Annotated in this window: 17 protein-coding genes and 1 pseudogene; 4 read left to right on the top strand and 14 right to left on the bottom strand. The window is 72.6% G+C overall.

Annotated features, from left to right (window positions below):
* The first annotated feature begins 49 nt into the window (after positions 1–49).
* Positions 50–1,291 (top strand): RNA-guided endonuclease InsQ/TnpB family protein, encoded by a 1,242-nt coding sequence (locus ACN27J_RS09205; RefSeq protein ID WP_421365142.1) that lies wholly within the window; start codon positions 50–52, stop codon positions 1,289–1,291.
* Here ACN27J_RS09205 and ftsZ read toward each other — a convergent pair.
* The 13 genes and pseudogenes from ftsZ to ACN27J_RS09270 form a co-directional block, all read right to left on the bottom strand.
* The gene (gene ftsZ / locus ACN27J_RS09210) at positions 1,275–2,393 is read right to left on the bottom strand and encodes a cell division protein FtsZ (protein WP_282231438.1); all 1,119 of its coding nucleotides are present in this window, start codon (positions 2,391–2,393) and stop codon (positions 1,275–1,277) included. The genes ACN27J_RS09205 and ftsZ overlap by 17 nt on opposite strands.
* A gap of 289 nt (positions 2,394–2,682) precedes the next feature.
* On the bottom strand, positions 2,683–3,420 hold the full coding sequence (locus ACN27J_RS09215) for a cell division protein FtsQ/DivIB (protein WP_421372166.1): 738 nt from the start codon (positions 3,418–3,420) through the stop codon (positions 2,683–2,685).
* Between the two features lie 203 nt (positions 3,421–3,623).
* Entirely contained in the window at positions 3,624–5,057 is a 1,434-nt protein-coding gene (gene murC / locus ACN27J_RS09220; RefSeq protein ID WP_421365144.1) for a UDP-N-acetylmuramate--L-alanine ligase, read from the bottom strand.
* 21 nt (positions 5,058–5,078) lie between these two features.
* Positions 5,079–6,185 (bottom strand): undecaprenyldiphospho-muramoylpentapeptide beta-N-acetylglucosaminyltransferase, encoded by a 1,107-nt coding sequence (gene murG, locus ACN27J_RS09225; RefSeq protein ID WP_278170193.1) that lies wholly within the window; start codon positions 6,183–6,185, stop codon positions 5,079–5,081.
* 126 nt (positions 6,186–6,311) lie between these two features.
* The gene (locus tag ACN27J_RS09230) at positions 6,312–7,802 is read right to left on the bottom strand and encodes an FtsW/RodA/SpoVE family cell cycle protein (protein WP_421372167.1); all 1,491 of its coding nucleotides are present in this window, start codon (positions 7,800–7,802) and stop codon (positions 6,312–6,314) included.
* 321 nt (positions 7,803–8,123) lie between these two features.
* The gene (gene mraY / locus ACN27J_RS09235) at positions 8,124–9,248 is read right to left on the bottom strand and encodes a phospho-N-acetylmuramoyl-pentapeptide-transferase (RefSeq protein ID WP_278170194.1); all 1,125 of its coding nucleotides are present in this window, start codon (positions 9,246–9,248) and stop codon (positions 8,124–8,126) included.
* On the bottom strand, positions 9,245–10,690 hold the full coding sequence (locus ACN27J_RS09240; RefSeq protein ID WP_421365148.1) for a UDP-N-acetylmuramoyl-tripeptide--D-alanyl-D-alanine ligase: 1,446 nt from the start codon (positions 10,688–10,690) through the stop codon (positions 9,245–9,247). The genes mraY and ACN27J_RS09240 overlap by 4 nt, the downstream gene beginning before the upstream one ends.
* On the bottom strand, positions 10,687–12,276 hold the full coding sequence (locus tag ACN27J_RS09245; protein WP_421365150.1) for a UDP-N-acetylmuramoyl-L-alanyl-D-glutamate--2,6-diaminopimelate ligase: 1,590 nt from the start codon (positions 12,274–12,276) through the stop codon (positions 10,687–10,689). Before ACN27J_RS09245 ends, ACN27J_RS09240 begins: the two co-directional genes overlap by 4 nt.
* A 54-nt stretch (positions 12,277–12,330) precedes the next feature.
* Positions 12,331–14,299 (bottom strand): annotated as a pseudogene (locus ACN27J_RS09250) (peptidoglycan D,D-transpeptidase FtsI family protein); the annotation flags it as partial.
* Positions 14,300–14,615: 316 nt separating this feature from the next.
* Complete coding sequence (locus ACN27J_RS09255; protein WP_123602605.1) at positions 14,616–15,194, bottom strand: hypothetical protein; 579 nt, start codon at positions 15,192–15,194, stop codon at positions 14,616–14,618.
* 11 nt (positions 15,195–15,205) lie between these two features.
* Positions 15,206–16,339 carry a 16S rRNA (cytosine(1402)-N(4))-methyltransferase RsmH gene (gene rsmH, locus ACN27J_RS09260; RefSeq protein ID WP_347403672.1) on the bottom strand — a complete coding sequence of 378 codons (1,134 nt, stop codon included), beginning with the start codon at positions 16,337–16,339 and terminating at the stop codon, positions 15,206–15,208.
* A 265-nt stretch (positions 16,340–16,604) separates the two neighbouring features.
* Positions 16,605–17,036: a division/cell wall cluster transcriptional repressor MraZ gene (gene mraZ / locus ACN27J_RS09265; RefSeq protein WP_123602607.1), complete on the bottom strand. Its 432-nt coding sequence runs from the start codon at positions 17,034–17,036 to the stop codon at positions 16,605–16,607.
* A gap of 317 nt (positions 17,037–17,353) precedes the next feature.
* Positions 17,354–20,182, bottom strand: a complete 2,829-nt coding sequence (locus ACN27J_RS09270) for a DEAD/DEAH box helicase (protein WP_421365153.1) — start codon at positions 20,180–20,182, stop codon at positions 17,354–17,356.
* Positions 20,183–20,266: 84 nt separating this feature from the next.
* On the opposite strand from ACN27J_RS09270, the gene ACN27J_RS09275 reads away from it, so the two are divergent.
* From ACN27J_RS09275 to ACN27J_RS09285, 3 genes are read left to right on the top strand one after another with little or no spacing between them, the layout of a single operon-like run.
* On the top strand, positions 20,267–21,487 hold the full coding sequence (locus ACN27J_RS09275) for a Mur ligase family protein (protein WP_278174557.1): 1,221 nt from the start codon (positions 20,267–20,269) through the stop codon (positions 21,485–21,487).
* Positions 21,488–21,527: 40 nt separating this feature from the next.
* A complete protein-coding gene (locus ACN27J_RS09280) occupies positions 21,528–22,226 on the top strand; it encodes a type 1 glutamine amidotransferase (RefSeq protein ID WP_421372168.1) in 699 nt (232 codons plus the stop codon).
* Entirely contained in the window at positions 22,223–22,966 is a 744-nt protein-coding gene (locus ACN27J_RS09285; RefSeq protein WP_421365154.1) for a TVP38/TMEM64 family protein, read from the top strand. The genes ACN27J_RS09280 and ACN27J_RS09285 overlap by 4 nt, the downstream gene beginning before the upstream one ends.
* Here ACN27J_RS09285 and leuS read toward each other — a convergent pair.
* Complete coding sequence (gene leuS / locus ACN27J_RS09290) at positions 22,950–25,790, bottom strand: leucine--tRNA ligase (protein WP_421365156.1); 2,841 nt, start codon at positions 25,788–25,790, stop codon at positions 22,950–22,952. The two genes, ACN27J_RS09285 and leuS, sit on opposite strands and share 17 nt — an antisense overlap.
* Positions 25,791–25,986: the final 196 nt, after the last annotated feature.

Below are 25,986 nucleotides of genomic sequence, written 5' to 3' on the forward strand. Positions count from 1 at the left end.
CCGCACACGCGACCCCACGGCTCACGACCGAATCGTTAGACTGTGGACTGTGTCGCGGACCGTGAAGCGGGCGTTCAGGTACCGCTTCCACCCCACCCCCGGGCAGGCCGCCGAGCTCGCCCGGACGTTCGGTTGTGTCCGGCTGGTCTACAACATGGCCCTGGCCGCCCGCAGCGAGGCGTGGACCCTGCGTCGGGAACGGGTCACCTACAACGCCACGTCGGCGATGCTGACCGGGTGGAAGAAGACCGACGAACTGGCGTTCCTCAACGACGTCTCCTGCGTCCCTCTGCAGCAGGCGCTGCGGCACCTGCAGACCGCGTTCACCAACTTCTTCGCCAAACGGGCCCGGTACCCGACGTTCAAGTCGAGGAAGCGGTCGCGGCGGTCGGCGGAGTACACCGCCAGCGCGTTCCGGTGGCGCGACGGCCGCCTCACCCTCGCCAAGATGACCGACCCGTTGGACATCGTCTGGTCCCGGCCACTCCCGCCGGGCGCGGCGCCGTCGACGGTGACCGTGACGCAGGACCCGGCGGGCCGCTGGTTCGTCTCCCTGTTCTGCGACGACCGGATCGAACCGGCCCCGGCCACCACCGCTGTGGTGGGGGTCGACGCCGGCCTCGACAGCCTGTTCACCCTGTCCACCGGGGAGAAGATCCCCAACCCGAGACATGAACGCCGCGACCGCGATCGGCTGGCCCGCGCCCAGCGGAACCTCGCACGCAAGGCCAGAGGCTCCGCGAACCGGGCCAAGGCCCGGCTGTCGGTGGCCCGGGTTCATGCCCGGATCGCCGACCGCCGCCGCGACCACCTGCACAAGTTGACCACTCGGCTCGTTCGTGAAACCCAAACGATCGTGATCGAGGACCTGACCGTCCGCAACATGATGGCCAACCACCGCCTGGCCCGCGCCATCTCGGACGCGGGCTGGCGGCAGTTCCGCACCATGCTGGCCTACAAGGCCGACTGGTACGGCCGGGACCTGGTGGTCGTGGACCGCTGGTTCCCGTCGACCCGACTGTGCTCCGCCTGCGGCGTACTGGCCGACCGGATGCCGTTGACGGTCCGGTCGTGGACCTGCCGGTGCGGGCAGGCCCATGACCGGGATGTCAACGCGGCCCGGAACATTCTCGCGGAGGGGCTCTCCGTGACTGCCTGTGGAGGCGGTGTAAGACCTCACCGGGAGTCCTCCTCTCGGACGGGGCGGTCGTCGGTGAAGCAGGAACCCCCTGGGGCGACCCAGGGAATCCCCGTCCTTAGGGCGGGGAGGATTGTCAAGATCCGTTTTTGAGAAAGTCCGGCACGTCGACGTCGTCGAAGAGCACCCGGCGGGTCTGCTGGGTCGGCGTCTGAGGCGCCGGGGCGACGGCCGGGCCGGCCGGCGCGGCCGGCGAGACCGGTGCGGCCGGGACCTTACGCGGGCCCTCGGCCGGCTTGTACGCGGGAGCGCCACCGTCGAAGCCCGCCGCGATGACGGTGACCCGCACCTCGTCGCCCAGCGCGTCGTCGATGACCGCCCCGAAGATGATGTTGGCGTCGGCGTGCGCCGCGTCGGTGACCAGTTGCGCCGCGTCGTTGATCTCGAACAGGCCGAGATCGGATCCACCGGCGATGGAGAGCAGCACCCCCCGGGCACCGTCCATGCTCTGCTCCAGCAGCGGGCTGGAGATCGCCGCCTCGGCCGCCTCGACCGCCCGGTTCTCGCCCCGCGCGCTGCCGATCCCCATCAACGCGCTACCGGCCCCGCTCATCACGCTCTTGACGTCGGCGAAGTCCAGGTTGATCAGGCCGGGCGTGGTGATCAGGTCGGTGATGCCCTGGACACCGGAGAGCAGCACCTGGTCGGCCTGCCGGAAGGCGTCCATCATGCTGATCCCCCGGTCGCCGAGGGCCAGCAGCCGATCGTTCGGGATGACGATCAGCGTGTCGCACTGGTTGCGTAGCTCCTCGATACCGGCCTCGGCCTGCACCTGGCGTCGCTTGCCCTCGAAGGAGAACGGCCGGGTGACCACACCGATCGTCAGGGCGCCGAGCTTGCGGGCGATGTTGGCCACCACCGGCGCCCCGCCGGTGCCGGTACCACCGCCCTCACCGCAGGTGACGAAGACCATGTCGGCGCCCTTGAGCACCTCCTCGATCTCGTCGCGGTGGTCCTCTGCGGCATTCTTGCCGACGTCCGGGTTCGCCCCGGCGCCAAGGCCCCGGGTCAGCTCCCGGCCGACGTCGAGCTTGACGTCCGCGTCGCTCATCAGCAACGCCTGGGCGTCGGTGTTGATCGCGATGAACTCGACGCCCTTGAGGCCAACCTCGATCATCCGGTTGACGGCGTTGACTCCGCCTCCGCCGATGCCGACGACCTTGATGACCGCCAGGTAGTTGTGCGGAGGTGTCATCGGGGTGCCTTCCCTTCGAGAGTGGCGGGCGCCGGCCTGACCCGGCCCACTGGGACCACGGAGGACAGACCCGTCGGTACACGAGAGCGGGACGAACCCTCACCCTCTACTAGAGGCTTAGGGTTATGTCAACCACTGAACCTCTCCGGGCAACGTATGCGCACGTACCGCGTGATCCAAGGACCATGCTGGGCGTGTCGCAGGCCGCACCGGGCCGAGCCATTCTCGGCAGACCGTAATGTACCTTCTACACCGAGCCGTCCTGAAATCACCCAGACGACATGCCGGATCAGCGGATGGTCACCACGTCCGGCGCGCTGACGTCGATCACGCTGCCGTCCTGGACCAGCAACGCGTCGGCGACCCGGGCCTTGACCGCATTCTCCGTGGCGTCACCCCAGATCACCACCCGGTCGTCGGCGATCCGCAGCTCGATCCCGGCCGGGCCGCTGACCACGACCTCCACCAGCACCTCACGCAGCTGGGCGGTCAGCGAGTCGAGTACCGCGACCGCGTCACGGACCAACGCCTGATCGAACTCGACCGTTTCCAGCCGGACGACCGCCAGGTCGTCCGGGCGCACGGCCAGTGTCCGGAAGGCCACCCCGGCCCCGTCGACCACCACGAACGCGTCGTCCCGGGGCACCACGGCGGCCGGCACCCGCTCCACCACGGTGATCACCACCGTACCCGGCCAGTCCCGGCTCGCCACCGCCCGCTCCACCGCAGCCAGGCCGGAGACCCGGCCAGCCACCGCGGCCAGATCCACCCGCGCCAGTGGGGTCCCCGGCGGAATCTGCGCGGCCTGCCGTACGTCCGACTCGGTCACCAGCGCCGCCCCCGCGACCCGGACCTGGTCCACGCCGAACACCGAGGTCGCCGAGACCACCCACCAGCTGACCGCGGCCAGGGCCGCCAGGCAACCGGCCACCGCCCAGGGCAGCGCGGCCCGCAACCGTCGTCGCCGGGCCCGGCGCATGAACCGCCGGACCGACGGCGGCACCGCCTCCCGGCTCGCCCGGACCAGCCGCCAGCGGCCCGTCGACCCGTCCGGGCGTCCCGGCTGGCGCCGGGTGTGCCCGGTCTCCGCTCCCGCCGGCCCGGACCGGGCGGCGGGCACCCCGGCCCGACCGGTCCGACCGGCCGGCCGGACATCGCCCACCCGACCGGCGCCGGAGCGGCTGGAACCGGTCCGACCCGAGCCGGGCCTCGGCGAGCGACCAGGCGGGGTCATCCTGAGCCAGCCGCCGGATCGGCGAGCGCGGACAGCAGTTCGTCACCCAGCAACGAGATCGGTGGAGCGCCCATCGTGACCACCAGGTCACCCGGCCGGCAGCGGCGGACCACCTCCGGTGGGACGTCCTCCCAGGACGGTACGAACACCTTACGATCGTCCGGCAACGGGACGTCCGCCGTCAGCGCCACCCCGCCCTCGCCCGGCTCCCGCAGCTCACCCGGCCCGAACACCTCCATCACGATCACCTCGTCGGCGATCGCCAGCGCGGCGGCCAGCTCGGCCTGCAGGTCCCGGGTCCGGTAGACCCGGTAGGGCTGGAACACCACCACCAGCCGGCCAGCACCGGCGACCTCCCGCATGGTGTGCAGTGCCGCGGTCATCGACGTCGGGTGGTAGGCGTACTCGTCGTAGACGGTGACGCCGCCGGCCGAGCCTTTGCGTTCGAACCGTCGCCGAACTCCGGGGAACGCGCCCAGCGCGGCGACCGCGTCACTCAACGACAGCCCGAGGCGCAGCGCGGCAAGCACCGCGGCGGCGCTGTTCAGCCCGAGATGCCGGCCGGGTACCGGCAGGGCGATCTCGCCCAGCGTCGCGCCGTCCAGGGTGGCCAGGTAGCGGACCCCGGCCGCGGACGACGTGATCTCGGACAGCCGCAGATCGGCGTCGGCGGACTCGCCGTAGGTGTGGACGGTCCGGCCCTCGTCGCGCAACGCCTCGGTCAGCTGCCGGGTCCCGGGGTTGTCCGCGCAGGTCACCACGAACCCGTCCGGATCGGTCAATCCGGCGAACTCGGCGAAACCCGCTGCGAGCCCGGCCAGGTCACCGTACGTGTTCAGGTGGTCCGCGTCGATGTTGGTGATGATCGACACGAACGGGCGGTAGAGCAGGAACGAACGGTCACTCTCGTCGGCCTCGACCACGAAGTACTCGCCCGTACCGTGGTGGGCGTTCGAACCCACCTCGGAGATCTCGCCACCGATGACGAACGACGGGTCCTCGCCGGCCCGCTGCAGGGTCAGGGTCACCATCGAAGTGGTCGTGGTCTTGCCGTGGGTGCCGGCGACCGCGATGGTCCGCCGACCGGTCATCGCCGCCGCCAGGGCCTCCGACCGGTGCAGCACCCGCAGCCCACGCCGACGGGCGGCCGCCAGCTCCACGTGGTCGGCCGGGATGGCGGTGGAGTAGACCACCGTGTCCACCCCGTCGAGGTTGGCCTCCTCGTGGCTCATGTGGATGGTGCCGCCGAGTGCCCGCAGCACCGCCAGCGACGGCCAGTCCCGCAGCTCGCTGCCGGTCACCGGGATCCCCCGGGTCAGCAGCAGGCGGGCCAGGCCACTCATCCCGACCCCACCGATACCGATCAGGTGTACGGTCCCCAGCTCCTCGGCGGCGAGCGTGCCGGTGGGGGCGAACTCGGTGATGTTCACGTGGTCACCTTCCCGTGCGGGTCATCGGGACACCGCCTCGTAGACGAAGTCGAGCAGCGCCTCGTCGCCGTCGCGGCGACCGTACCCCGCCGCCGCCGAGCCCATCGCGGCCAGCCGCTGCGGGTCGCGAGCCAACGGGACCACGACCTGCTCCACCCAGGCCGGGGTCAGTTCGGCGTCGTCGACGAGCAGACCGCCGCCGGCCTCGACCACCGGCAGCGCGTTGCGCTTCTGCTCCTGGTTGCTGTGCGGATAGGGCACGTAGACTGCGGGCAGTCCGATCGCGGCGACCTCGGCGCAGGTCATCGCACCCCCCCGGCAGACCATCAGGTCGGCTGCGGCGTACCCGAGCTCCATCTCCGACAGGTACGGCAACGTCACGTACGGCACCGGCAGATCGCTGGGCACCGAGACCGGCTCGTTGCGGGCACCGATCGCGTGCAGCACCTGGACACCGGCCCGGGCCAGCTCCTTGGCCGCCCCGGAGACCGCCAGGTTGATCGACCGGGCGCCCTGGGAGCCACCGGAGACGAAGACCGTCGGCAGATCCGGCCGCAGCCCGAAGTGCGCTCGGGCGGCTTCCCGGGTGGCCGCCCGGTCCAGCCCGGTGATGGACCGGCGCAGCGGCACCCCGACCACCCGGGCGTCGCGCAGCGACTCGGCCTGGACCGGCTGGTGCGGGAAGCCCACCGCGACGTGCTTGGTGAACTTCATACCCATCCGGTTGGCCACGCCCGGCGGCACGTTCACCTCGTGCACCACGATCGGCATCTCGCGACGCCATGCCGCCAGGTAGGCCGGTACGGACACGTACCCGCCGAAGCCCACCACCACGTCGGCCCGCACCTCGTCGATCACCTTGCCGGCGGCGCGGGCGGCCTTGAACATCCGGTCTGGCGTACGCACGAGGTCCATGTTGACCGACCGGGGCAGCTGATGTGCGGGGATCAACCGCAGATCGTACCCTTTCGGCGGAATCAGCTCGTTTTCCAGCCCTTTCGGGGTACCGAGACAGGTGATCTGCACGCTCGGATCGTGCCGGCGCAGACAGTCAGCGAATGCCAACAGCGGGTAGATGTGCCCGCCGGTCCCCCCACCTGCCAGCACCACCGATCGCAGCGGACCCATCAGCAACTCCTCTCGCTCGACTCGGTGGCCGCGCGGCGGACCCGGCGGACCGCCGACGGCCCACGCGGCACGCCGGGCGGTGCGTACGGGGCCCGCCGGCCCGGATGCGCGCTTCGCGGGGGTACGTTAACGCCCGTCCCGTCGCCTCGGCACGCGGGGCGTCGCCGACCCGCCCTGGCCGCCCGACCGTGACGCACCGCGACCACCCGAGCCCGACGCACCGCGACCACCCGAGCGCGACGCAGCGGACCCGGCCGGCCGGCCGCCGCCGTCGGGGGTGGTCGATCGGCCGGGCTGCCCGGTGCCGGCCGGTCTGGGTCCGACGCCGGTCATCCGCGGCTTGGCCGGGTGGCGCTTGCGGGGCATCGGCGGCAGCGGAGCCCAGACCAGCCGTACCCAGCGGGCCGGCGGACGGGCGTTGAGCGCCCGGGCGGCGTCGGGTTCGGCCCGGGCGAACGACGCCAGCATGCCGATCGCGGCGAGCGTCACCACCAGCGCGCTGCCACCGGCGGAGATGAACGGCAGCGGAATACCGGTGATCGGCAGCAGCCCGATCACCCCGGAAATGTTGATCACCGCCTGGCTGATCAGCCAGCTGGCCGCCGCTGCGGCGGCGAGTCGCCGGAACGGGTCGTCGACCCGACGGGCGATCCGCAACGCGGTGTACGCGAGGACCGCGAACAGGGCGAGCACCACGACGCAGCCGACCACCCCGAGTTCCTCGGCGACGATGGCGAAGATGAAGTCGTCCTCGGCCTGCGGCAGGTAGCCCCACTTCAACCGGCTGGAGCCGAGCCCTTCACCGAACCATCCCCCGTTGGCGATCGCGTACCTCGCCTGCAGCGCCTGGTAGCAGTCGTCGACGCACTGGTCCGGTGGAGTGAAGAACGACGTCAGCCGGGCCAGCCGGTAGTTGTCCGCGTCCTGCGCACCGGAACCGGCGCCCTGCCAGGCGGCGGCGATCAGCAGGCCGATGCCGACCAGCCCGACCGCGCCCAACGTGGCGAAGATTCGCAGCGGTACGCCGGCCGCCCAGAGCAGCCCGACGACCAGGGCCAGGATGCACAGCATGGTGCCCAGGTCGTTGTAGCCGACCAGGAGGAACAGCAGGCCGACGGCGGGGAACAGCGGGATGGCCAGCTCCCGCCAGTGGCCCAGCTCGGCACCCTTGCGGGCGATGACGTCGGCACCCCACAGCACCAGGCCGAGCTTGGCCAGCTCGGAGGGTTGCAGCTGGAAGGAGCCGAAGTAGAGCCAGAGCAGCTCCGCCTCGACCGGACCGACCCGGGCGGCCGGCCAGCCCGCCAGCGTGGACACCAGCAGCAGGCCGTTGAGCAGCAGCAGCAGGGCGACCGCCGCGCCGAGCACCACGATGCCCAGAGTGCGGAACGTCGCCGCCGGCAGCCGTTGACAGATCCAGAACGCGACCAGGCCGATCACCGCGAAGGTCGCCTGCCGGCTCAGCACGCTGAACGCACTGCCGTCGTCGATGTACGCCTTGATGCTGGTCGCGGAGAAGACCATGGTCAGGCCGATCATCAGCAGCAGTCCGCTGCTGAAGATCAGCAGGTAGTACGAGGCGAGCGGCCGGGCCAGCAGACCACGCAACGCGGCCAGTCCGCCGATCGGATCCAGCCGGACCGCGGGGCCGGGCCGATTTGGGACAGGCTGCCCCGGGGCCGACCGGTCCGGAGCCGGGCGATCCGGGGCAGGCCGGTCCGGAGCCGGGCGGTCCGGGGCAGCCCGGTCCGAATCCGGCCGGTCCGCAGCGGTGACAGGCCGATCAGTGACGGGCCGGCCCGGGTCAGCGCTCATCCGGGCCGCCACCTGTCGTCGCCATCGGTCCATCATCGGCGCTGCCGCCCTCGGCGGCCGGACATCGACACCGCACCGGCGTGTCGGGCCGGCCGCCGCACAGCGGGAGCGGACTGGTCCGGGCTAGCCCATCACCGCGAGGAACTCGCTGTAGAACAGGCCGAGGCCGATCGCCACGCCGATCCCGGCGATGATCCAGAACCGGACGACGATGTTGACCTCGCTCCACCCGGCCAGTTCGAAGTGGTGCTGCAGCGGCGACATCCGGAACACCCGCTTGCCGGTGGTCCGGAACGAGATGATCTGGATCACCACCGACATGGTGATGATGACGAAGAGCCCGCCGATGATCAGCAGCAGCAGCATGGTCCGGGTGGCCATCGCCATCCCGGCGATCAGCCCGCCGAGCCCGAGCGCGCCGGTGTCGCCCATGAAGATCCGCGCCGGCGAGGTGTTCCACCAGAGGAAGCCGACGCAGGCTCCGGCGGCCGCCCCGGCGATCAGGGCGATCTCCAACGGGTCGCGGACCTGGTAGCAGTACTCGGCGGTGTAGTTCGGGTCGGCGCACCAGTGCCGGTACTGCCAGAACGCGATCAACGCGTAGGTGGCGAGAACCATCACCGACGCGCCGGTGGCCAGACCGTCCAGCCCGTCGGTCAGGTTGACGCCGTTGGTCGTGGCCATCACCACCAGGATGAAGATCACCACCGACGCGGCCTTACCGACGTCGAGGGCGTCGATGTCGCGGATGAACGACAGCGTGGTGCTCCCGACCGTCTCGGTGTTGGTCGCATCGCCGGTGGTGTCCACCATCGTGCTCGGGAAGTACAGTGCGATCACCCCGAACACCGCGCCGACCAGGATCTGGCCGAGCAGCTTGCCCCGCTTGTTCAACCCGGCGCTGTTGCGCTTGCGGACCTTGAGGAAGTCGTCGACGAAGCCGACCGCCCCGGAGAAGACCAGCAGACCGAGCAGGACGAGTGCGGTGATGGTCGGCCCGACCTGAGCGATCTGCTGGGCGGGCAGGGTGGTCAGGGCGAGGTGGCCCGCGACGTACGCGATCACCGTCGCCACGATGAAGACCACGCCACCCATCGTCGGCGTGCCCTTCTTGCCCTGGTGCATGACCGGGCCTTCGGCCCGGATCGGCTGACCGGCCTTGAGCCGGGTGAAGACCTTGATCGCCACCGGGGTGCCGAACAGTGACACCAGGAAGGCCACGGCCGCCGCGACGATGACCGCTCTCACGCCGTCGCCTCCCCGGCCCCGGTTACCGGCGTACCGTCCGAGGCCGAACCGTCGCGCAGCGCGTCAGCGACCTCCCAGGTGCGGTACCGCGAGCCCTTCACCAGCACCACGTCCCCGTCGGCGAGCTCCCGCCGGAGCAGGTCGATCGCCGCCTGTTGATCGGTGACCAGCACCGACTCCCCTTCCCACGTCGCAACCGCCGCCGCCGCGTGCCGGATCGGCGCGGCCTGTTCACCCACCACCAGCACCCGGTGCACGCCGAGCTCGGCGGCCAACCGGCCGACCTCGGCGTGTCCCTGCTCCTCGTACTCGCCGAGCTCGGCGAGGTAGCCGAGCACTGCGAAGGTCCGCCGACCCGCGCCGAGATCGACCAACGCCCGCAGCGCCGCCGCCGTGGAGGCGGGGTTGGCGTTGTAGGAATCGTCGATGACAGTGATCCCGTCCGCCCGGTCGAACACGTCCATCCGACGGGTCGAGACCAGCCGGAGCCGGCCGAGCGCGGCGGCCAGCTCCGCCGGGTCGGTCAGCCCCAGTTCGATCGCCACGGCCGCGGCGAGCAGGCTGTTGCCCACCTGATGCCGGCCGCTGACCGCGAGCCGCACCGGCGCCGACCCGGCCGGGGTGACCAGCTGGTACGCCGCGCGTCCCCGGGCGTCCACGGTGACCTGCTCGGCACGCACCGTCGCCGCGGGATCCTCCCCGGCCAGCACCACCCGCCCGGCGGTGCGGTCGGCCATCCGCCGTACCCGGGGGTCGTCGGCGTTGAGCACCGCCACGCCGTCGGCCGGCAACGCCTCGACCAGCTCACCCTTTGCGGTGGCGATGGCGTCGACCGAACCGAACTCCCCGATGTGCGCGACCCCGACGTTGATCACCACGCCGATCCGGGGCGGCGCGATCTCGCACAGATGCCGGATGTGGCCGATTCCCCGGGCGCCCATCTCCAGCACCAGAAACCGGGTCTCGGCGTCGGCCTGCAGCACGGTGTACGGGTGGCCGAGCTCGTTGTTGAACGAGCCGGCCGGCGCCACCGTCGGGCCGAGCCCGGCGGCGAGCTGCGCGATCAGATCCTTGGTCGTGGTCTTGCCCGACGATCCGGTCAGGCCGATCACGGTCAGCTGGGGCAGTCGGTCCAGGACCGCCCGGGCCAGCCGGGCCATCGCGTCGAGCGGGTCGTCGACGAGCACCATCGGCACCGGGGTGGCGCCGCCGTCGACGGCGATCGGGCGGGTGCCGAGCACCGCGACGGCTCCGGCGGCGAGCGCCGCGCCGGCGAAGTCGTGCCCGTCGACCCGCTCGCCGGCGAAGGCGACGAACAACCCGCCGGGCCCGATCTTGCGGGAGTCGAACTCCACCCCGCCGGTGACCCGGCTGGCTGGATCGGCGTCCCGCAGCCGCCCACCGACCGCCTCGGCCACCTCGGCCAGCGTCATCGTGATCATGCCTGCCTCACCAGTGCCGGGAACCGGGCGGTCAGTGACGCCGCGAGCTCCACCCGGTCGTCGAACGGCTGGACGTCGCCGTCGATCTCCTGTCCCTGCTCGTGGCCCTTGCCGAGCAGCGCGACCACGTCGGTGGGCCCGGCCAGGCGGACCGCCTCGTCGATCGCCGCCCGCCGGCCGGCGACCTCCACCACCTCGGCTCCGGCGACGCCGTCGGCCCCGTGGCGTACCTCGGCCCGGATCGCCGCCGGGTCCTCGGTCCGCGGGTTGTCGTCGGTGACGATCACCAGGTCGGCACCGCGGGCGGCGGCGGCGCCCATCGTCGGACGCTTGCCCCGGTCCCGGTCGCCGCCGGCCCCGATCACGCAGATCAGCCGGCCCCGCCGGGAGTCGGCGAGACCGCGCAGCGCGGTCAGCACGGCGACGATAGCGTCCGGCTTGTGCGCGTAGTCCACCACGCCGAGCACCGGGCCGGGGGCGGCGACCTGTTCCAACCGGCCGGGTACGCCGGGGCAGTCGGCCACCCCGGCGGCGGCCGTGGCCGGATCGACGCCGAGCGCGACCAGGGTCGCGATGGCCAGCAGCGCGTTCGCCACGTTGTGCCGCCCCGGCAGCCCGACGGCGGCCTCGATGGAGATCCCGTCCGGGCCCAGGGCGATGAAGTGTTGCCGGTAGCCGTCGTCGCTGACCGCCGCAGCCCGCCAGGTGGCGGCGGCGTCCCCGGCAGCCGAGTAGGTGACCGTGTGCGGACGACGCAGCGGTTCCAGGGCCGGGTCGTCGTGGTTGAGCACCTCGACCGCGCAGCGGCCGTCGAAGAGCCGGGCCTTGGCGGCGAAGTAATCGGCGGCGTCGGCGTGAAAGTCGAGGTGGTCCGACCCGAAGTTGGTGTAGCCGCCGACCGCGAACCGCACACCACCGACCCGGTCCAGGGCCAGCGCGTGGCTCGACACCTCCATCACCACGCTGGCCACGCCGTGCTCGCGGGCCACGGCCAACATCGCGTGCAGGTCGGTCGCCTCGGGGGTGGTCCGCACGCTGGGCACGATCAGTTCGCCGAGGCGGGTCTCGACCGTGCCGATCAACCCGGTCGACTGGCCGGCGGCCCGCAGCCCCGACTCGACCAGGTACGCGGTGGAGGTCTTGCCGGCGGTGCCGGTCAACCCGATCATGGCCAGGTGCCGGGTCGGCTCGCCGTAGACGACCGCCGCGACCCGGCCCAGTACGGTCCTCGGCTCGGGGACCACCAGGGCGGGCAGCCCGGCTTGCGCGGCCGCCGGGGCGCCGGCCGGATCGGTGAGCACGGCCACCGCGCCTCGGGCACCGGCGTCGGCGACGAACTCGGCGCCGTGCCGGCGGGCCCCGGGCAACGCGGCGTACAGGTCACCGGGCCGGACGTCGCCGCTGGCGTGGGTGATTCCGCTGATCAGCGGGGCTGCGGCGGTCGGTGGCGGCACCGCCAGCGACGCGGCGAGCTCCGCGAACGGAATCGGACGATTGGTGCGGGGTCGTGGATTGCCGGGCACGGCGCTAGACCCTACCCGGTCCGCGGTCCGGGCCCGCGCAGCGGCGTACCGGTCGCTCCGCATCGCGCGGCGTTTCGTCCGTACGGGTGAGTCCCGAACGTCGGCCGGGACGGACCGTCACGGGTGCACCACGAACTCGGGTGGCTCGGTGCCGGTCGGCGGGACCCGGTAGTGCAGCAGGGTGAATCGCATCATGTCGCGGAACGCCGGGGCGGCGACGTCCCCGCAGCCGCCACCGGGGGTGTGCGACACCACGGCGATCACGTAGCGCGGGTCGTCGGCCGGCGCCATGCCGATGAACGACGTCACCTCACCGGGGGCGACGGAGCCGTTGACGATCCGCCGACCGGTGCCGGTCTTGCCGGCCACCCGGTAGCCGGGGACCGCCGCCGCGGTGCCGGTCGCACCGGGGATGGTGGTGACGCCTTCCATGATCCTGCGCAGCGCGGCGGCGTTGTCGGCGCCGAGCACCCGGCGGGCGGTCGGCTCCTCGGTCGGGGTGCGCTGCCCGTGCTCGTCGATGATCTCCCGGACCAGTCGGGGCGGTATGTAGACGCCGTCGTTGGCGATCGCCGCGTACGCGGCGGCCATCTGCAGCGGGGTGGCGTCGACGCTGTGCCCGAGCGGCACCGACCCGTACGACGAGGCGCTCCACTCGTCCAGCGGCAGCACCCGGCCGCTGGCCTCGCCGGGCAGTCCGACACCGGTCGGGCTGCCCAGACCGAACGCCTGCTGGTACGCGTGCAGCCGCTCCGGCCCGAGCTGGTCGGCGATCTTGATCGTGCCGACGTTCGACGAGTAGGCCAGCATGCCGGCCAGGCTGGTCGCGACACCCGCCTCGATCGGGCGGGTGTCCCGGAAGGTGGTGTCGCCCTTGCGGATCGTCGGACCGAGGTCGAGTGTGGTGTCCGGCTCGATCAGCCCTTCCTCCAAGGCCGCGGCGAGCACCAGCGGCTTGTGCACCGAGCCGGGTTCGGCGGTGAAGGTGGTGGCGATGTCCTGCCGGTCGGACGGGTCGCTGGACCACGCGTCGGCGGCGTTGTAGGTGGGCTCGCTGGCCTGGGCGAGCACCTCCCCGGTACGCGGGTCCAGTACCACCGCGGCGGCCACGCTGACGGTGCACTGCTCCAGCGTCGCGCTGAGGATGCGTTGCACCTCGTACTGCAGGTCCCGGTCGATGGTGAGCACCAGCGAACTGCCGGGCTGCGGCTCGGTCTCCTGCCGGTAGCCGCCGGGAATCTCGGCCAACCGCAGGTCACGGTTGCCCTGCTCGGCGATCCGCTGCCCGTTCACCCCGCGCAGCACCTCGTCGTAGCGCGCCTCGAGGCCTTCCAGCCCGTTCATGTCCAGGCCGACGAAGCCGAGCAGGTTCGCGGCCAGGTCGTTGCCGGGCACCTCGCGCCGTTCGTCGTAGTCCACCCCGATGCCGGCCAGTTCGAGATCCATCACCTGTTCGGCGAGTTCGACGTCCACCCCGCGGGCCAGGAACTCGAACCGCGACTCCTGCCCGTCCGGGCGGGTCTGCGGAACCAGCCGCTCCAGCAGCGTGGAGCGGGGGATGCCGAGCAGCGGTGACAGCGCCTCCGCCGTCGCCTGCGGATCCTCGACCAGACCCGGGTCCGAGTAGACGAACCGGGCGGCGACGCTGTGTGCCAGCACCGCGCCGGTGCGGTCGTAGATGCTGCCCCGGGGGGCGGGCACGACGACCGGCGAGCCGACCCGGTCCCAGACGCCGCCGTCGGCGTACGCCGGGGCGTCGACGACCTGCAGCACGATCAGCCGGATCCCGATCACCACGAACATGGTCAGGGTGAGAAAGGTGCCCAGCCGCAGCCGGCGCCGGGGGTCGGCCAGCCGGGGCAGGGTGGCGGGCCGCCGTGGGCGGCCCCGAGTGCCCTGTCGGGCCGGGCCCGGGGCACGCCGGGCGGAGCCGGACGACGCCTGCCGGGACTTGCCGGCCGACCCGGCACGGCTGGTGGTCGACCGGCGGCGGTCGGAGTCGGCTCCGCGCCGCGCTGCCCGGTCCGGGTCGACGTCGCGGCGTGCCCTCCGGTCCGGGTCGACGTCGCGGCGCGACGTGCTCCGCCGGTCGGCGTCGCGACGTGGTCCGGTATTCGGTTCGGTGCCCCGGTCGCCGGGGTCCGCCGAGCCGGTCCGGGCCGGCGGCCGACCGCTGGTGGCCCGACCCCCGTCGAGCACCTGCAGCGCGGGCCGGAACGGATCCCGACTGCGTTCGGCACGGCCGGTACGGCGTTGCTCGGCCGACTCGCGCACCGTCCGACCCCGGGGGGTGTAGGCACGGGCGTCGGCGATCCCGCCGATCGGGCCGGGTTCACCGACGCCGCCGCGCCGGGATCCACGTGGATCCCGGCGCGGCGGATCGGAACGGTCAGCCACCCGGCTTACTCCCCCGCCCCCTGCTGCGAGCTGGTGATGGCCGGCTCACCGGTGGCCGGCTGCGGTACGCCGATGATCCGTCCGTCCGGCAGCCGGATGAACGCCGGCGGACCGGACTCGACCAGGCCGAGCTTGCGTGCCTGAGCGGCCAGATTGTTCGGCGCCTCGTACTGCGCGATCTCCTTCTCCAGCTGCTGCTCCTGCAGATCCAGGTTCGACTGCTGCTGCTGCAGCGTGCCGATCCGCACCGCGTTCTCGTTGATCTTGGTGTTGACCAGCAGCACACCGAGCACCCCACCGACGACGACCACCAGGATCATCGCGATGAACGGTGCCCGGGGCACCGACACCGGTGCCGGCGGTGCGACCCGCAGTCGCGGCGGCGCCGGCTCCGCCGAGCTGTCCCAGACCCGAACCGAGTCCTGAGTCGTGGGCTGCTCCTGCAGCGCCGCGCTGCCCTGGGTCACGTAGCCCCCTGACGGGTTGCTGCGCCGCGCCGCGGTCCGGCCCCCCGACCGCGGTGCGCCCACCCGGGCGCCGCGCTGACCGACCTGCCCCGAGCGGTCGCGCTTTTCGACGTTCATCTCCCCTCCCCCTACTCCTTCTCGTCACGACCCCGATCGTGACGTCTCCGCCGGCCGGCTATCCCGTCCGGTGTGGATGGCCCGGACGCCGCCGCGTCGGGCCGGTGTGGTGCTGTCCCCGGGTGGGGCCGTTCGCGGGCGGCCCCACCCTTTCCCCGCCCGGCGGTGCCGGCACTGCGCACCGCCGCCTGTCCGATGTGCTCCGCCGCGCGCAGCCGTACCGACGCCGCCCGCGGGTTGGCCGCGATCTCCGCCTCGCCAGCCTGCTCGGCACCCCGGCCGAGCAGCCGCAGCGTCGGGCCGGTGCCCGGCAGCTCGACCGGCAGCTCCACCGGCGCGGTGCTACGCGCCCGGCCAGCCAACGTCTGCTTGGTGATCCGGTCCTCCAGCGAGTGGTAGGACAGCACCACCATGCGGCCGCCGACGTGCAACGCGTCCAGCGCGGCCGGCAGCGCCCTGCGGAGCACCGCCAGCTCCTCGTTTACCTCGATGCGCAACGCCTGAAACGTCCTCTTCGCGGGGTTTCCCCCAGTTCTTCGAGTAGCCGCCGGCACCGCCGACTCGACCAGTTCGGCCAACCGCGTCGACGAGGTGATCGGCTGCCGCTGCCGCTCCCGCACGATCGCCGAGACGATCCGGCTGGCGAACCGCTCCTCGCCGTACTCCCGCAGCACCCGGACCAGGTCCCCCGGGGGGTAGCCGTTCACGATCTCCTCGGCCGTGGTCCCCCGCCCCTGGTCCATCCGCATGTCCAGGGCGACGTCCCGGGAGTAGGCGAACCCGCGCTCGGGCGCGTCGAGCTGCAGTGAGGACACCCCCAGATCGAACAACACGCTGTCCACCCCGGACAGCTCGAGCTGGTCGAGGACCTCGGGCAACTCGTCGTAGACCGCGTGGACCAGGTGGACCCGGTCGGCGAACCCGGCCAACCTCGCCCGGGCGTGTGCCAACGCCTCCCGGTCCCGGTCCAGCCCTACCAGGGTGACCAGCGGGAACGCCGCCAGCACCGCATGGGCGTGACCGCCCAGGCCGAGAGTCGCGTCGACATGCACGGTCGGCCGGTCACCGCGGTCCAGCGCGGGGGCGAGCAGCTCGAGACACCGCTCGAGCAGCACCGGTACGTGCGTACCGCGAAGCTCCCCCATGTCGACCCCCAGTGGCCTGCCTGCCGTGTCGTGCCCGGTTGCTGCGTTGCCGCTCGTCGTACCGCCAGATCCCCATCCGCTCTACTCCCGCCCACCGCCCGTGCCGGACCGGTGCTCGAAACACGCGCCTGGCGCCGGGGAAGTGGCGCCAGGTGCGGGAGCGGCTGGAGATCTCGCAGTACGTCGGACGACCGGTGCCGACCGGCGGCTCTCGCGTCAGCCACCGACACCCGACGAAAAGCCGGGCGGTCGATCATCCGTTGCCCTACAGTCCGCCGGGCAGCACCCCCTCTTCGATGTCCGCGAAGTCGTCCTCGCTATCGGAGAGGTATGTCTCCCATGCCTGCTTGTCCCAGATCTCCACCCGGCTGCTCGCCCCGATCACCACGAGGTCGCGGCCGAGCCCGGCGTACTCCCGCAGATGCGCCGGGATCGTCACCCGGCCCTGCTTGTCGGGCACCTCGTCATGCGCACTGGCGAAGAAGACCCGACTGTAGGCCCGCGCCGCCTTGTGCGTCATCGGTTGCTCGCGCAACTGCTCGGCGATCCGCTGGAACTCCGGCGTCGGGAACACGTACAGACAGCGTTCCTGTCCCTTGGTGATCACGACACCTCCCGCCAGCTCGTCCCGAAACTTGGCTGGAAGGATCAACCGGCCCTTTTCGTCCAGGCGCGGAGTATGGGTGCCGAGAAACACGGCCCAACCCCCCTTGCCCTTGTACGGCATTCGCGGTGCCGCATCCCCCGGGGCCGGCGGGCCCTCCCGGCCCCGCCATCGCGCCCCACTCTACTCCACTTCCCTCCACCTGCAACCAGAATCGCGACCGAAACACGCCCAATTCACCGACAAAACCGCACGTCAGCGGGGGTGGTGCCGAGTGGAGGGCGGGCGGGCGCCGGTCCGCTTTCCGACAGCGCGACATCGTTCTCTCCCGTCCGGCTCCCGTCCGGCGCGGACACCGACACCGCCCGCAGCGACGGCGGCAGCGGCTGCCCGCTCCCGATGGCGGCCCGCTACCCGGCGAGGATCTCCAGCGCCGCCCGCACCGGATCACCGTTCCAGCGGGAGGCGAAAGCGTCGACCAACGCCCAACCGGCCCGGCGCAACGCCCGCTGCCGCGCCAGGTGCGCTTGCGGACCGTCCGGATGGACTACGCAGTTGAGACCGACGGCGTCGGCGCCGACACCGAGACAGATGTCCACCGTCCACCGTCCGACCGGGTAGTCGAACCGCACCGCGCCGCCGATCTCGGTCAGCCGGGCACCGAGCTGTTCAGTCCAACCGCTGACCCCGGCGGTGGTCACCACGCCCCCGGACGGCACCGCAGGCGGCGGTTGGCGCGCGTACCGCAGAAACTCTCCCACCAGGCCGTCGGCGGCGGTCAGCGAGGTCACCACCACCAACTGCCGCCGCGCCCGCGTGATCAGGACGTTGAACAGGTGCGGATCGGCCAGGAAACGTAACCTGGCCGGCGGATCGTCGTCGGTCACCGCGAACGACGCCACCACCGTCTCGGCCTCGCCGCCCTGGATCGCGTGCACAGTGCCGACCCGCAGCCCCAGCTCCTCGATCCGCTCCACCGGAAACTCCGCGACCAGTGCCGCCTCCAGCGCGTCGGCCTGTGCGCGGAACGGAGTGACCACGCTGATCTGCGACTGGCCGGAAGTGGCGAGTTCCCGCACCACTTCGACGGTGGCGGTCACCTCCGCCTGATTCACCCCGTCCACGGTGGTCGCCGACACCACCTGTCGCACCGCGATCACGTCGATCGACTCGTTCGCCGGGTGGCGGGTGGTGACCGCGAACCGGTCGGCGTAGAACCGCCGGGCCGAGAACTCGATCAGCTGCGGTACGCAGCGGAAGTGCTCGTCGAGCCAGGTTACCGGTGCGCTGGCAGCGGCGAGATCGAAGGCGCTGACCCGGCGGACGTCGAGCCGGTCGTCCAGACCGTGTCGGTCGAGCGTGTCGGCCACGTCCACGTCCGCGACGAAGGAAACGAAGCGCAACTGCCGTGGGTCACCGACGACCAGCGCCCGCCGGGCCCGGGCCAGCGCCGGGGCAGCCCGGATCTGGTCGCTGTGCGAGGCCTCGTCGAGGATGACCAGGTCGAACAGACCGGGCGACGGCGGCAACAGCTCGGCTACGTCGGTCACCGTGCCGATCCACAACGGCAACGCCCGGACCAGGGCCGGACCGTCCAAGGCGGTCAGCAGCTCGCGGCGCCGGTTGCGCCCCGCCCGCAACGCGCTCGCCAACGCCCCGGCGTTACGCCGGGCCGGCGGATCCCATCGACGCTCGCTGCCGGCGCGGTCCCGCATCGCGGTCGCGACCCGTTCGGCGAGCTCCCGGTCGGCCTCATCGAGCCGGTCCCAGTACGCCGCCAGATCAGTGCCGCCCGCAGCGGCGAGCCGAGCCCGAGCCGCCACCGCCCGGGCCGCCTCGACCGCATCGGCGACCTGGTCCAGCGCACCGTCGGTGTCCCCGGCGAGGTCGACGGCGACACCGAGCCGACGCCGCAGCCAGCGACGGGCGGCCCGCCGACGCCACCTCGTCCACCAGTTCCCGCCACCCGGGGTACGCGCCAGCCCGACCGCACGCGTGGCACCGGACAGGTCGGCCCCGGGTACGAACGCGCCCGGTGCGGTCAGTGACAGCGCACCGAGCAGTGGCTCCCACCCGGTCGCGGCGGCGGCCAGCCGCTCGGTCTCCAGGGCGAGCCGGATCAGTCCGGTCTCCCGAGCAACCCGGCGGCGGGCCACCGCCACCGCGTCCTCCGCGGCGGACACCCGCACCGCCGGGACCCCCGAACCGGCACCGGCGGCGAGAGTGGCGGCGACCTCCGCCCGTCGTCGGGCGTCGCCGAACAGCACCGGTGTCGGCCCCCGGTAGCGGGCCAGGAGATCAACCAGTACGTCTGCGGCATGCGGCGACTGGGTCACCACCAGGACGCTGCCGCCCCGATCGACCGTGTCCAGGGCCGCAGCCACCACGGCGTGGCTCTTGCCGTTGCCCGGCGGACCGGACACGACGGTGAGCCGTTCCCGCCGGACCCGCCGGACCACGTCCGACTGGGCGGCGGTCAGCGGCAACGGCGACTCGACCGCGGCGGCGTCGAACCGGGCGCCGGGCGTGGCGGCGTCCCCCGCCACTGTCTCGCCGCCAGCGCCGTCAGCGCCGGTCGGTGTCGGCTGGTAGACCGCCGCCAGCGCGGTGCCGGTCAGGTCCCGGCCGGCCCAGGCCCGTAGTCCGTCGGCGAGCGCCACCCCGTAGACATCCCGGACGGTGAACAGCACCGCGGCCAGATAGCCGGTCAGCCCGCTCGCCGGCAGCCGGGGCCGCCGACCGGTCGGTGCCGGCCGTACCTCGGTCAACGGCAGCCCGGCGGCCGCGGCGGCGGTCCGCAGCCATGCCTGCGTCCCGGTCGCCGTCAGCCAACCCGGCCCGCCCAGACCCGGCACCGATTCCAGGTTCGCCGCCGCGGCGCGATCCGTGACCAGGGAGGTCAGCTCCAACTCCCCGGCCGACACCACCCGGTAGCCACGCAGCGCACGCTCCAACCGGACCGGTTCGGACAGCAACGGCAGCCGGACCCGGCGGCGGACCCCGTCCCGTTCGACGGTGCCGACGACCAGACCCAGGCCGCGTCGCAGGATCCGCTCGTCGCGGTGCAACAGGTCGACCGCGGCCAACCGGTCGGTGGCGGCATCACGCTGGTGCCGGTCCGGATCGGCGAGCCAGAGCAGCGGCTGGCCACCCCGGGTCACGTCCAACATCCGCTCGGGTGCGGCGGGCGCCAGCTCGGCCAACGCCCGCAGCGCGGTAGCGACCATTGAGCTACTCATCGGTCGTCGACCGTACCAACGCGTCCGTGCGGCGATCGGCACCGGACAGGGTCCGGTAACCTCGCTCGGGTGACGGACGCGAAAATGCCCTTGCGGGCGAAGGTGGCCAGCTCGGTGTCGCGCACCGCCGCGGCGCTGTCGCGGGCCGCCGGACGGGGCGACGGGTCGGTGATCGGCGGTTGGATCGGCCTCAAGATCGATCCGGAGCTGCTGGCGCATCTCGCCGCCGGGCGGGCCGTCGCGCTGGTCTCCGGCACCAACGGCAAGACCACCACCACCCGGCTCGCCGCGGCGGCGGTCGGCGTGCTCGGCCGGGTCGCGACGAACTCGTACGGCGCGAACATGCCTACCGGACACACCTCCGCGCTGGCCAAGGCGGGCACCACGCCGTACGCGGTGCTCGAAGTGGACGAACACTACCTGGCTCAGGTGCTGGAGGCCACCAGTCCCCGGGTGGTCGCCCTGCTCAACCTCTCCCGCGACCAGCTGGACCGAGCCAAGGAGGTGGCGATGATGGCCCAGCTGTGGCAGGTGGCGCTGGCCGAGCACCCCGAGGTCAAGGTGGTGGCCAACGCCGACGACCCGATGGTGGTGTGGGCGGCCGCGACCGCCGGCGCGGTCTCCTGGTTCAGCGCCGGGCAGCGGTGGCACGACGACTCCTGGGTCTGCCCGGAATGCGGCTCGGCGATCGAACGCTCCGACGACCAGTGGTGGTGTGCCGGCTGCCCGCTGCGCCGGCCCGAGCCGGAGTGGGTGGTCGACGAGGACGGCGTCATCGACCCGACCGGCGCCTGGCACAAGGTGACGCTGCAGCTGCCCGGCCAGGTCAACATCGGCAACGCCGCCACCGCGCTGGCGGTGGCCGCCGAGTTCGGCGTACGCCCGGTGGACGCGGTGTCCCGGCTGGCGGTGGTCACCTCGGTGGCCGGCCGGTACGCGCAGGTGGTCCGCAACGGGCGGACCATCCGGCTGCTGCTGGCCAAGAACCCGGCCAGTTGGCTGGAGGCGTTCGACATGGCCGAACAGGCACCGACGCTGCTGTCGATCAACGCCCGCGACCCCGACGGGTTGGACACCTCCTGGCTGTTCGACGTCGACTTCTCGCCGTTGCGCGGCCGTCAGGTGCTGATCACCGGGGACCGCGCCTTCGACCTCGCCGTCCGGCTGGAGGTCAACGACGTGCCGTTCCTGCACGTCCCGTCGCTCAACGCGGCGATCTCCTCGGTGCCGCCCGGCCGGCTGGAGGTCATCGCGAACTACACCGCATTCCAGGACATCCGAGCGGAGCTGGACCGTGTCAACTGAGTCGTTCCCGGCCATCGGCCCGTCGATCGGCGGCCCAAGCGTGCTCCGCCTGGTCTGGATCTACCCTGACCTGCTGTCCACCTACGGCGACCGGGGCAACCTGCTGATCCTGGCCCGGCGGGCCCAGCAGCGCGGCATCCCGGTGGAGCTCACCGAGATCCGTTCCGACCAGCCGGTGCCGCAGTCGGCCGACATCTACCTGATCGGCGGCGGCGAGGACGGCCCGCAGGCGCTGGCCGCCCAGCGGCTACGGGCCGACACCGGGCTGCACCGCGCGGTCGGCCAGGGTTCGGTGATCTTCGCGGTGTGCGCCGGCTACCAGTTGCTGGGCACCTCGTTCTTCGCCAAGGGCACCCAGTGCACCGGTCTGGAGCTGCTGGACCTGTACTCCGACCGGGGACCGAGCCGGGCGGTCGGCGAACTCGCCGGCGACATCGACCCGCGGCTCGGCGTACCGCCGCTGAGCGGTTTCGAGAACCACGGCGGGCGCACCCATCTCGGCAACGGCGTCTCGCCGCTGGCCCGGGTCACCGCCGGGGTCGGCAACGACGGGACCAGCGAGGGCGCCTGGCGGGGCAACATCCTCGGCACCTACGCGCACGGCCCGGCGCTGGCCCGCAACCCCTCGTTGGCCGATCTGCTGCTGCGCTGGGCGATCGGCGCGGCCAGCCTGCCACCGCTCAACGACCTGTGGGCCGACCGGCTGCGGGCCGAACGGATGGCCGCGATCCGCACGTGAGGCGGCTGGGCCGGGCACTGCGCGAGCCGGCGGTGGCCCGGTTCGCGGCCCTGCTCACGCTGATCGGTGGCTGCGCCCTGCTGGTGCTGCTGGTCCCCCGGCCCGATCTGGCGGCCCTGACCGGGCTGCCCGACCGGCTCGGAGCGGCCGGGCCGGTGCTGGCCGTGGTCGGCGGCGCGCTGCTGCTGACCGTGCTGGTCCCCCGCACGTTCATCACCCTGACCTGGGGAGCGCTGTTCGGCCCGGTGGCGGGTGCCGGCTACAGCCTCGCCGCGGCCGCGCTGGCGGCGCTGATCGGCTTCGGTGTCGGACGGTGGCTCGGCCGGGAGTACGTCGTCAGCCGGACCTCGATGGCGGCACCGCCGGGCGGCCTGGCCGGGCGGACCGACCGGATCCGGTTGCGGCTGGCCCGGCTGGACCGCTGGTTCGCCACCCAGAGCGTGCTGGGCGTGGTCATGGTCCGGCTGCTGCCGATCAGCGGGTTCGGCATGGTCAGCTACGGCTACGGCACCACCGGTGCCCGGCTGGCCCCGTTCCTGATCGGCAGTGTGCTGGCGTCGGCACCGACCGCGGTCGGCTACGCGGTGATCGGCGCGGCGGTGGTCGCCCCCGGTGAGGTCAACTGGCTGGCCGCCGCGCCCGCCGGGCTGGGCGCGGCGGCCACCGTCGTCCTGCTGCTGCGCTGGCGCCGCGCGGTCCGGGCGGACCGCGCGGCGCTGCGGGTCACGGGACCACGCTGACCATCCGGCCCGGGACCACGATCACCTTGCGCGGCGTACGGCCGGCCAGGTGCTCGGCGACGGCGGCCAGCGCGGCGGCCCGTACCTCGTCCTCGGCGGCCTCGGCCGGCACCTCGACGCGGCCCCGCACCTTGCCGGCCACCTGCACCGGGTAGGTCACCGACGCGGCCCGCAGCAGCGCCGGGTCGGCCGCCGGGAAGTCGGCGTAGGTCAGCGAGCCGGTGTGACCGAGCCGCTGCCACAGCTCCTCGGCGACGTGCGGGGCGAACGGGGCCAGCATCAGCACCAGCGGTTCGGCCACCTCGCGGGGGGTGGCCGGCAGCCGGGTCAACGCGTTGGTCAGCTCGATCAGCTTGGCGATCGCGGTGTTGAACCGCAGCCCGTCCATGTCCGACCGGACGCCGTCGATCACCCGGTGGGTCAGCCGGCGCAGCTCGTCGCCGGCCGGGTCGTCGGTCACCCGGGACGCCCCGGAGTGCTCGTCGACCAGGGCCCGCCAGACCCGTTGCAGGAACCGGTACGAGCCGACCACCGCCCGGGTCTCCCAGGGGCGGGACACCTCCAGCGGGCCCATCGACATCTCGTACACCCGGAACGTGTCGGCGCCGTACGCCTCGCACATCTCGTCCGGGGTGACCACGTTGCGCAGGCTCTTGCCCATCTTGCCGTACTCGCGGTTGACCGCGACGTCGCCGTGGAACCAGCCGCCGTCGCGCTCGGTCACCGCCGCCGCGTCGACGTACGCGCCGCGCCCGTCGGTGTACGCGTACGCCTGGATGTAGCCCTGGTTGAACAGCCGGCGGAACGGCTCGACGCTGGACACGTGCCCCAGGTCGAACAGCACCTTGTGCCAGAACCGCGCGTACAGCAGGTGCAGCACGGCGTGCTCGACCCCGCCGACATACAGGTCGACACCGCCGCAGTCGGCCGACGACGCCGGACCCATCCAGTACCGCTCGTTGGCCGGGTCGACGAAGGCGTCGCTGTTGGCCGGGTCGGCGTAGCGCAGCTCGTACCAGCAGGAGCCGGCCCACTGCGGCATCGTGTTGGTCTCCCGGCGGTAGCGACGCCGGCCGGCCGGCGCACCCGGCACCCCGGTCAGGTCCAGCTCCACCTCGACCCAGTCGGTGGCCCGCGACAGTGGGGTCTCCGGGTCGGACCCGGCGTCGTCGGGGTCGAAGGTACGCGGCGAGAAGTCGTCGATCTCGGGCAGCTCCAGCGGCAGCATCTCCTCCGGCAGCGGGATCGGCAGCCCGGTTTCGTCGTAGACGATCGGGAACGGCTCGCCCCAGTAGCGCTGCCGGCTGAACAGCCAGTCCCGCAGCCGGTAGGTAACCGCGCCCCGGCCGTGGCCGCCCGCCTCCAGCCAGGCGATGATCCGTTCCTTGGCCTCGGTCACGCCCAGGCCGTTCAGGAAATCGCTGTTCATCGCCGGTCCGTCGCCGGTGTACGCCTTGCCGGTGAAGTCCTCCGGCGGCGTCACGGTCCGCACGATCGGCAGGTCGAACACCTCGGCGAAGTCCCAGTCCCGCTCGTCCTGCGCCGGCACCGCCATGATCGCCCCGGTGCCGTAGCCGGCCAGCACGTAGTCGGCGATGAAGATCGGCAGCCGGGCGCCGTTGACCGGGTTGGTGGCGTACGCGCCGACGAAGACGCCGGACTTGTCGCGGGTCTCGGCCTGCCGCTCGGCGTCGGTGCGGCCGGCCGCCTGCTTGCGGTACGCCTCGACCGCCTCGGCCGGCGTGGCGTGCCCGCCGGTCCACGCCGGCCGGGTGCCCGCCGGCCAGGCGGCCGGCACCAGCTCGTCGACCAGGGCATGCTCGGGGGCCAGCACCATGTAGGTGGCGCCAAAGACGGTGTCCGGTCGGGTGGTGAAGACCTCGATCGGGGCGGCGTCGGTCGGGAAGGTGATGTGCGCGCCGGTGGACCGGCCGATCCAGTTGCGCTGCATCAGCTTGATCGGCTCGGGCCAGTCCAGCAGGTCCAGGTCGGTCAGCAGCCGGTCGGCGTAGGTGGTGATCCGCATCATCCACTGCCGCAGGTTGCGCTTGAAGACCGGGAAGTTGCCCCGCTCGGACCGGCCGTCGGCGGTGACCTCCTCGTTGGCCAGCACGGTGCCCAGACCGGGGCACCAGTTGACCGGCGCCTCGGAGACGTACGCCAGCCGGTGCGCGTCGACCAGCTCGCGGCGTTCCCGGTCGGTCAGCTCGGACCAGGCACGCCCGTCCGGGGTGGCGCGCCGACCCGACTCGTACCCGGCGATCAGTTCACTGACCGGCCGGGCCTTGCCGGCCTCGGTGTCGTACCACGAGTTGAAGACCTGCAGGAAGATCCACTGGGTCCAGCGGTAGAACTCCACGTCGGTGGTGGCCACCGACCGCCGGTCGTCGTGGGCCAGCCCCAGCATCCGCAGCTGGGCCCGGTACCGTTCGATGTTGGCCTCGGTGGTGGTCCGCGGGTGCTGGCCGGTCTGCACCGCGTACTGCTCGGCGGGCAGGCCGAAGGCGTCGAAGCCCATCGCGTGCAGCACGTTGCGGCCGGCCATCCGCTGGTAGCGGCCGTAGCAGTCGGTGCCGATGAAGCCCAGCGGGTGGCCGACGTGCAGGCCCGCGCCGGACGGGTACGGGAACATGTCCAGCAGGAAGAGCTTCTCGGCGTCGGCGCGCGGGTGGGCCGGGTCGGCCAGCGGGCCGACCGGGTTGGGCGCGTGGAACGTGCCGTCACGTTCCCACCGCTGCTGCCACCGTCGCTCGATCTCGCCGGCCATCGCGGCGGTGTACCGGAACGGTGGGGTGTCCGCCGCGGTCTCGACTGCCTCGCTCATCGTCGGTCGCCACCTCAGGGTCGGTTGTGGGCTGTGATGTGTTGGTCGTGGGCATGAAAAAACCCCTCCACAGGAGGGGTCGCCGTGCTGCCGCCGCCGGACGGCCGCTGCGCCGGTCAGGCGGCCTGGTGGGTCAGCACGGCCGGAGAAGGAGCAGGAAGGCGCCGGCCATGGCGCCAGTGTACTCCGGGTCGGA

Source organism: Solwaraspora sp. WMMB762 (assembly GCF_049179115.1).
Lineage (GTDB): Bacteria > Actinomycetota > Actinomycetes > Mycobacteriales > Micromonosporaceae > Micromonospora_E.

What these genes read in the sequence shown, in the direction of transcription:
- ftsZ (WP_282231438.1), bottom strand. Translation starts at nt 2,393, where the DNA reads ATGACACCTCCGCACAACTACCTGGCGGTCATCAAGGTCGTCGGCATC.
- murG (WP_278170193.1), bottom strand. Translation starts at nt 6,185, where the DNA reads ATGGGTCCGCTGCGATCGGTGGTGCTGGCAGGTGGGGGGACCGGCGGG.
- ACN27J_RS09240 (WP_421365148.1), bottom strand. Translation starts at nt 10,690, where the DNA reads ATGATCACGATGACGCTGGCCGAGGTGGCCGAGGCGGTCGGTGGGCGG.
- ACN27J_RS09245 (WP_421365150.1), bottom strand. Translation starts at nt 12,276, where the DNA reads ATGCGGAGCGACCGGTACGCCGCTGCGCGGGCCCGGACCGCGGACCGG.
- ACN27J_RS09255 (WP_123602605.1), bottom strand. Translation starts at nt 15,194, where the DNA reads ATGAACGTCGAAAAGCGCGACCGCTCGGGGCAGGTCGGTCAGCGCGGC.
- rsmH (WP_347403672.1), bottom strand. Translation starts at nt 16,339, where the DNA reads ATGGGGGAGCTTCGCGGTACGCACGTACCGGTGCTGCTCGAGCGGTGT.
- ACN27J_RS09270 (WP_421365153.1), bottom strand. Translation starts at nt 20,182, where the DNA reads ATGAGTAGCTCAATGGTCGCTACCGCGCTGCGGGCGTTGGCCGAGCTG.
- ACN27J_RS09275 (WP_278174557.1), top strand. Translation starts at nt 20,267, where the DNA reads ATGCCCTTGCGGGCGAAGGTGGCCAGCTCGGTGTCGCGCACCGCCGCG.
- leuS (WP_421365156.1), bottom strand. Translation starts at nt 25,790, where the DNA reads ATGAGCGAGGCAGTCGAGACCGCGGCGGACACCCCACCGTTCCGGTAC.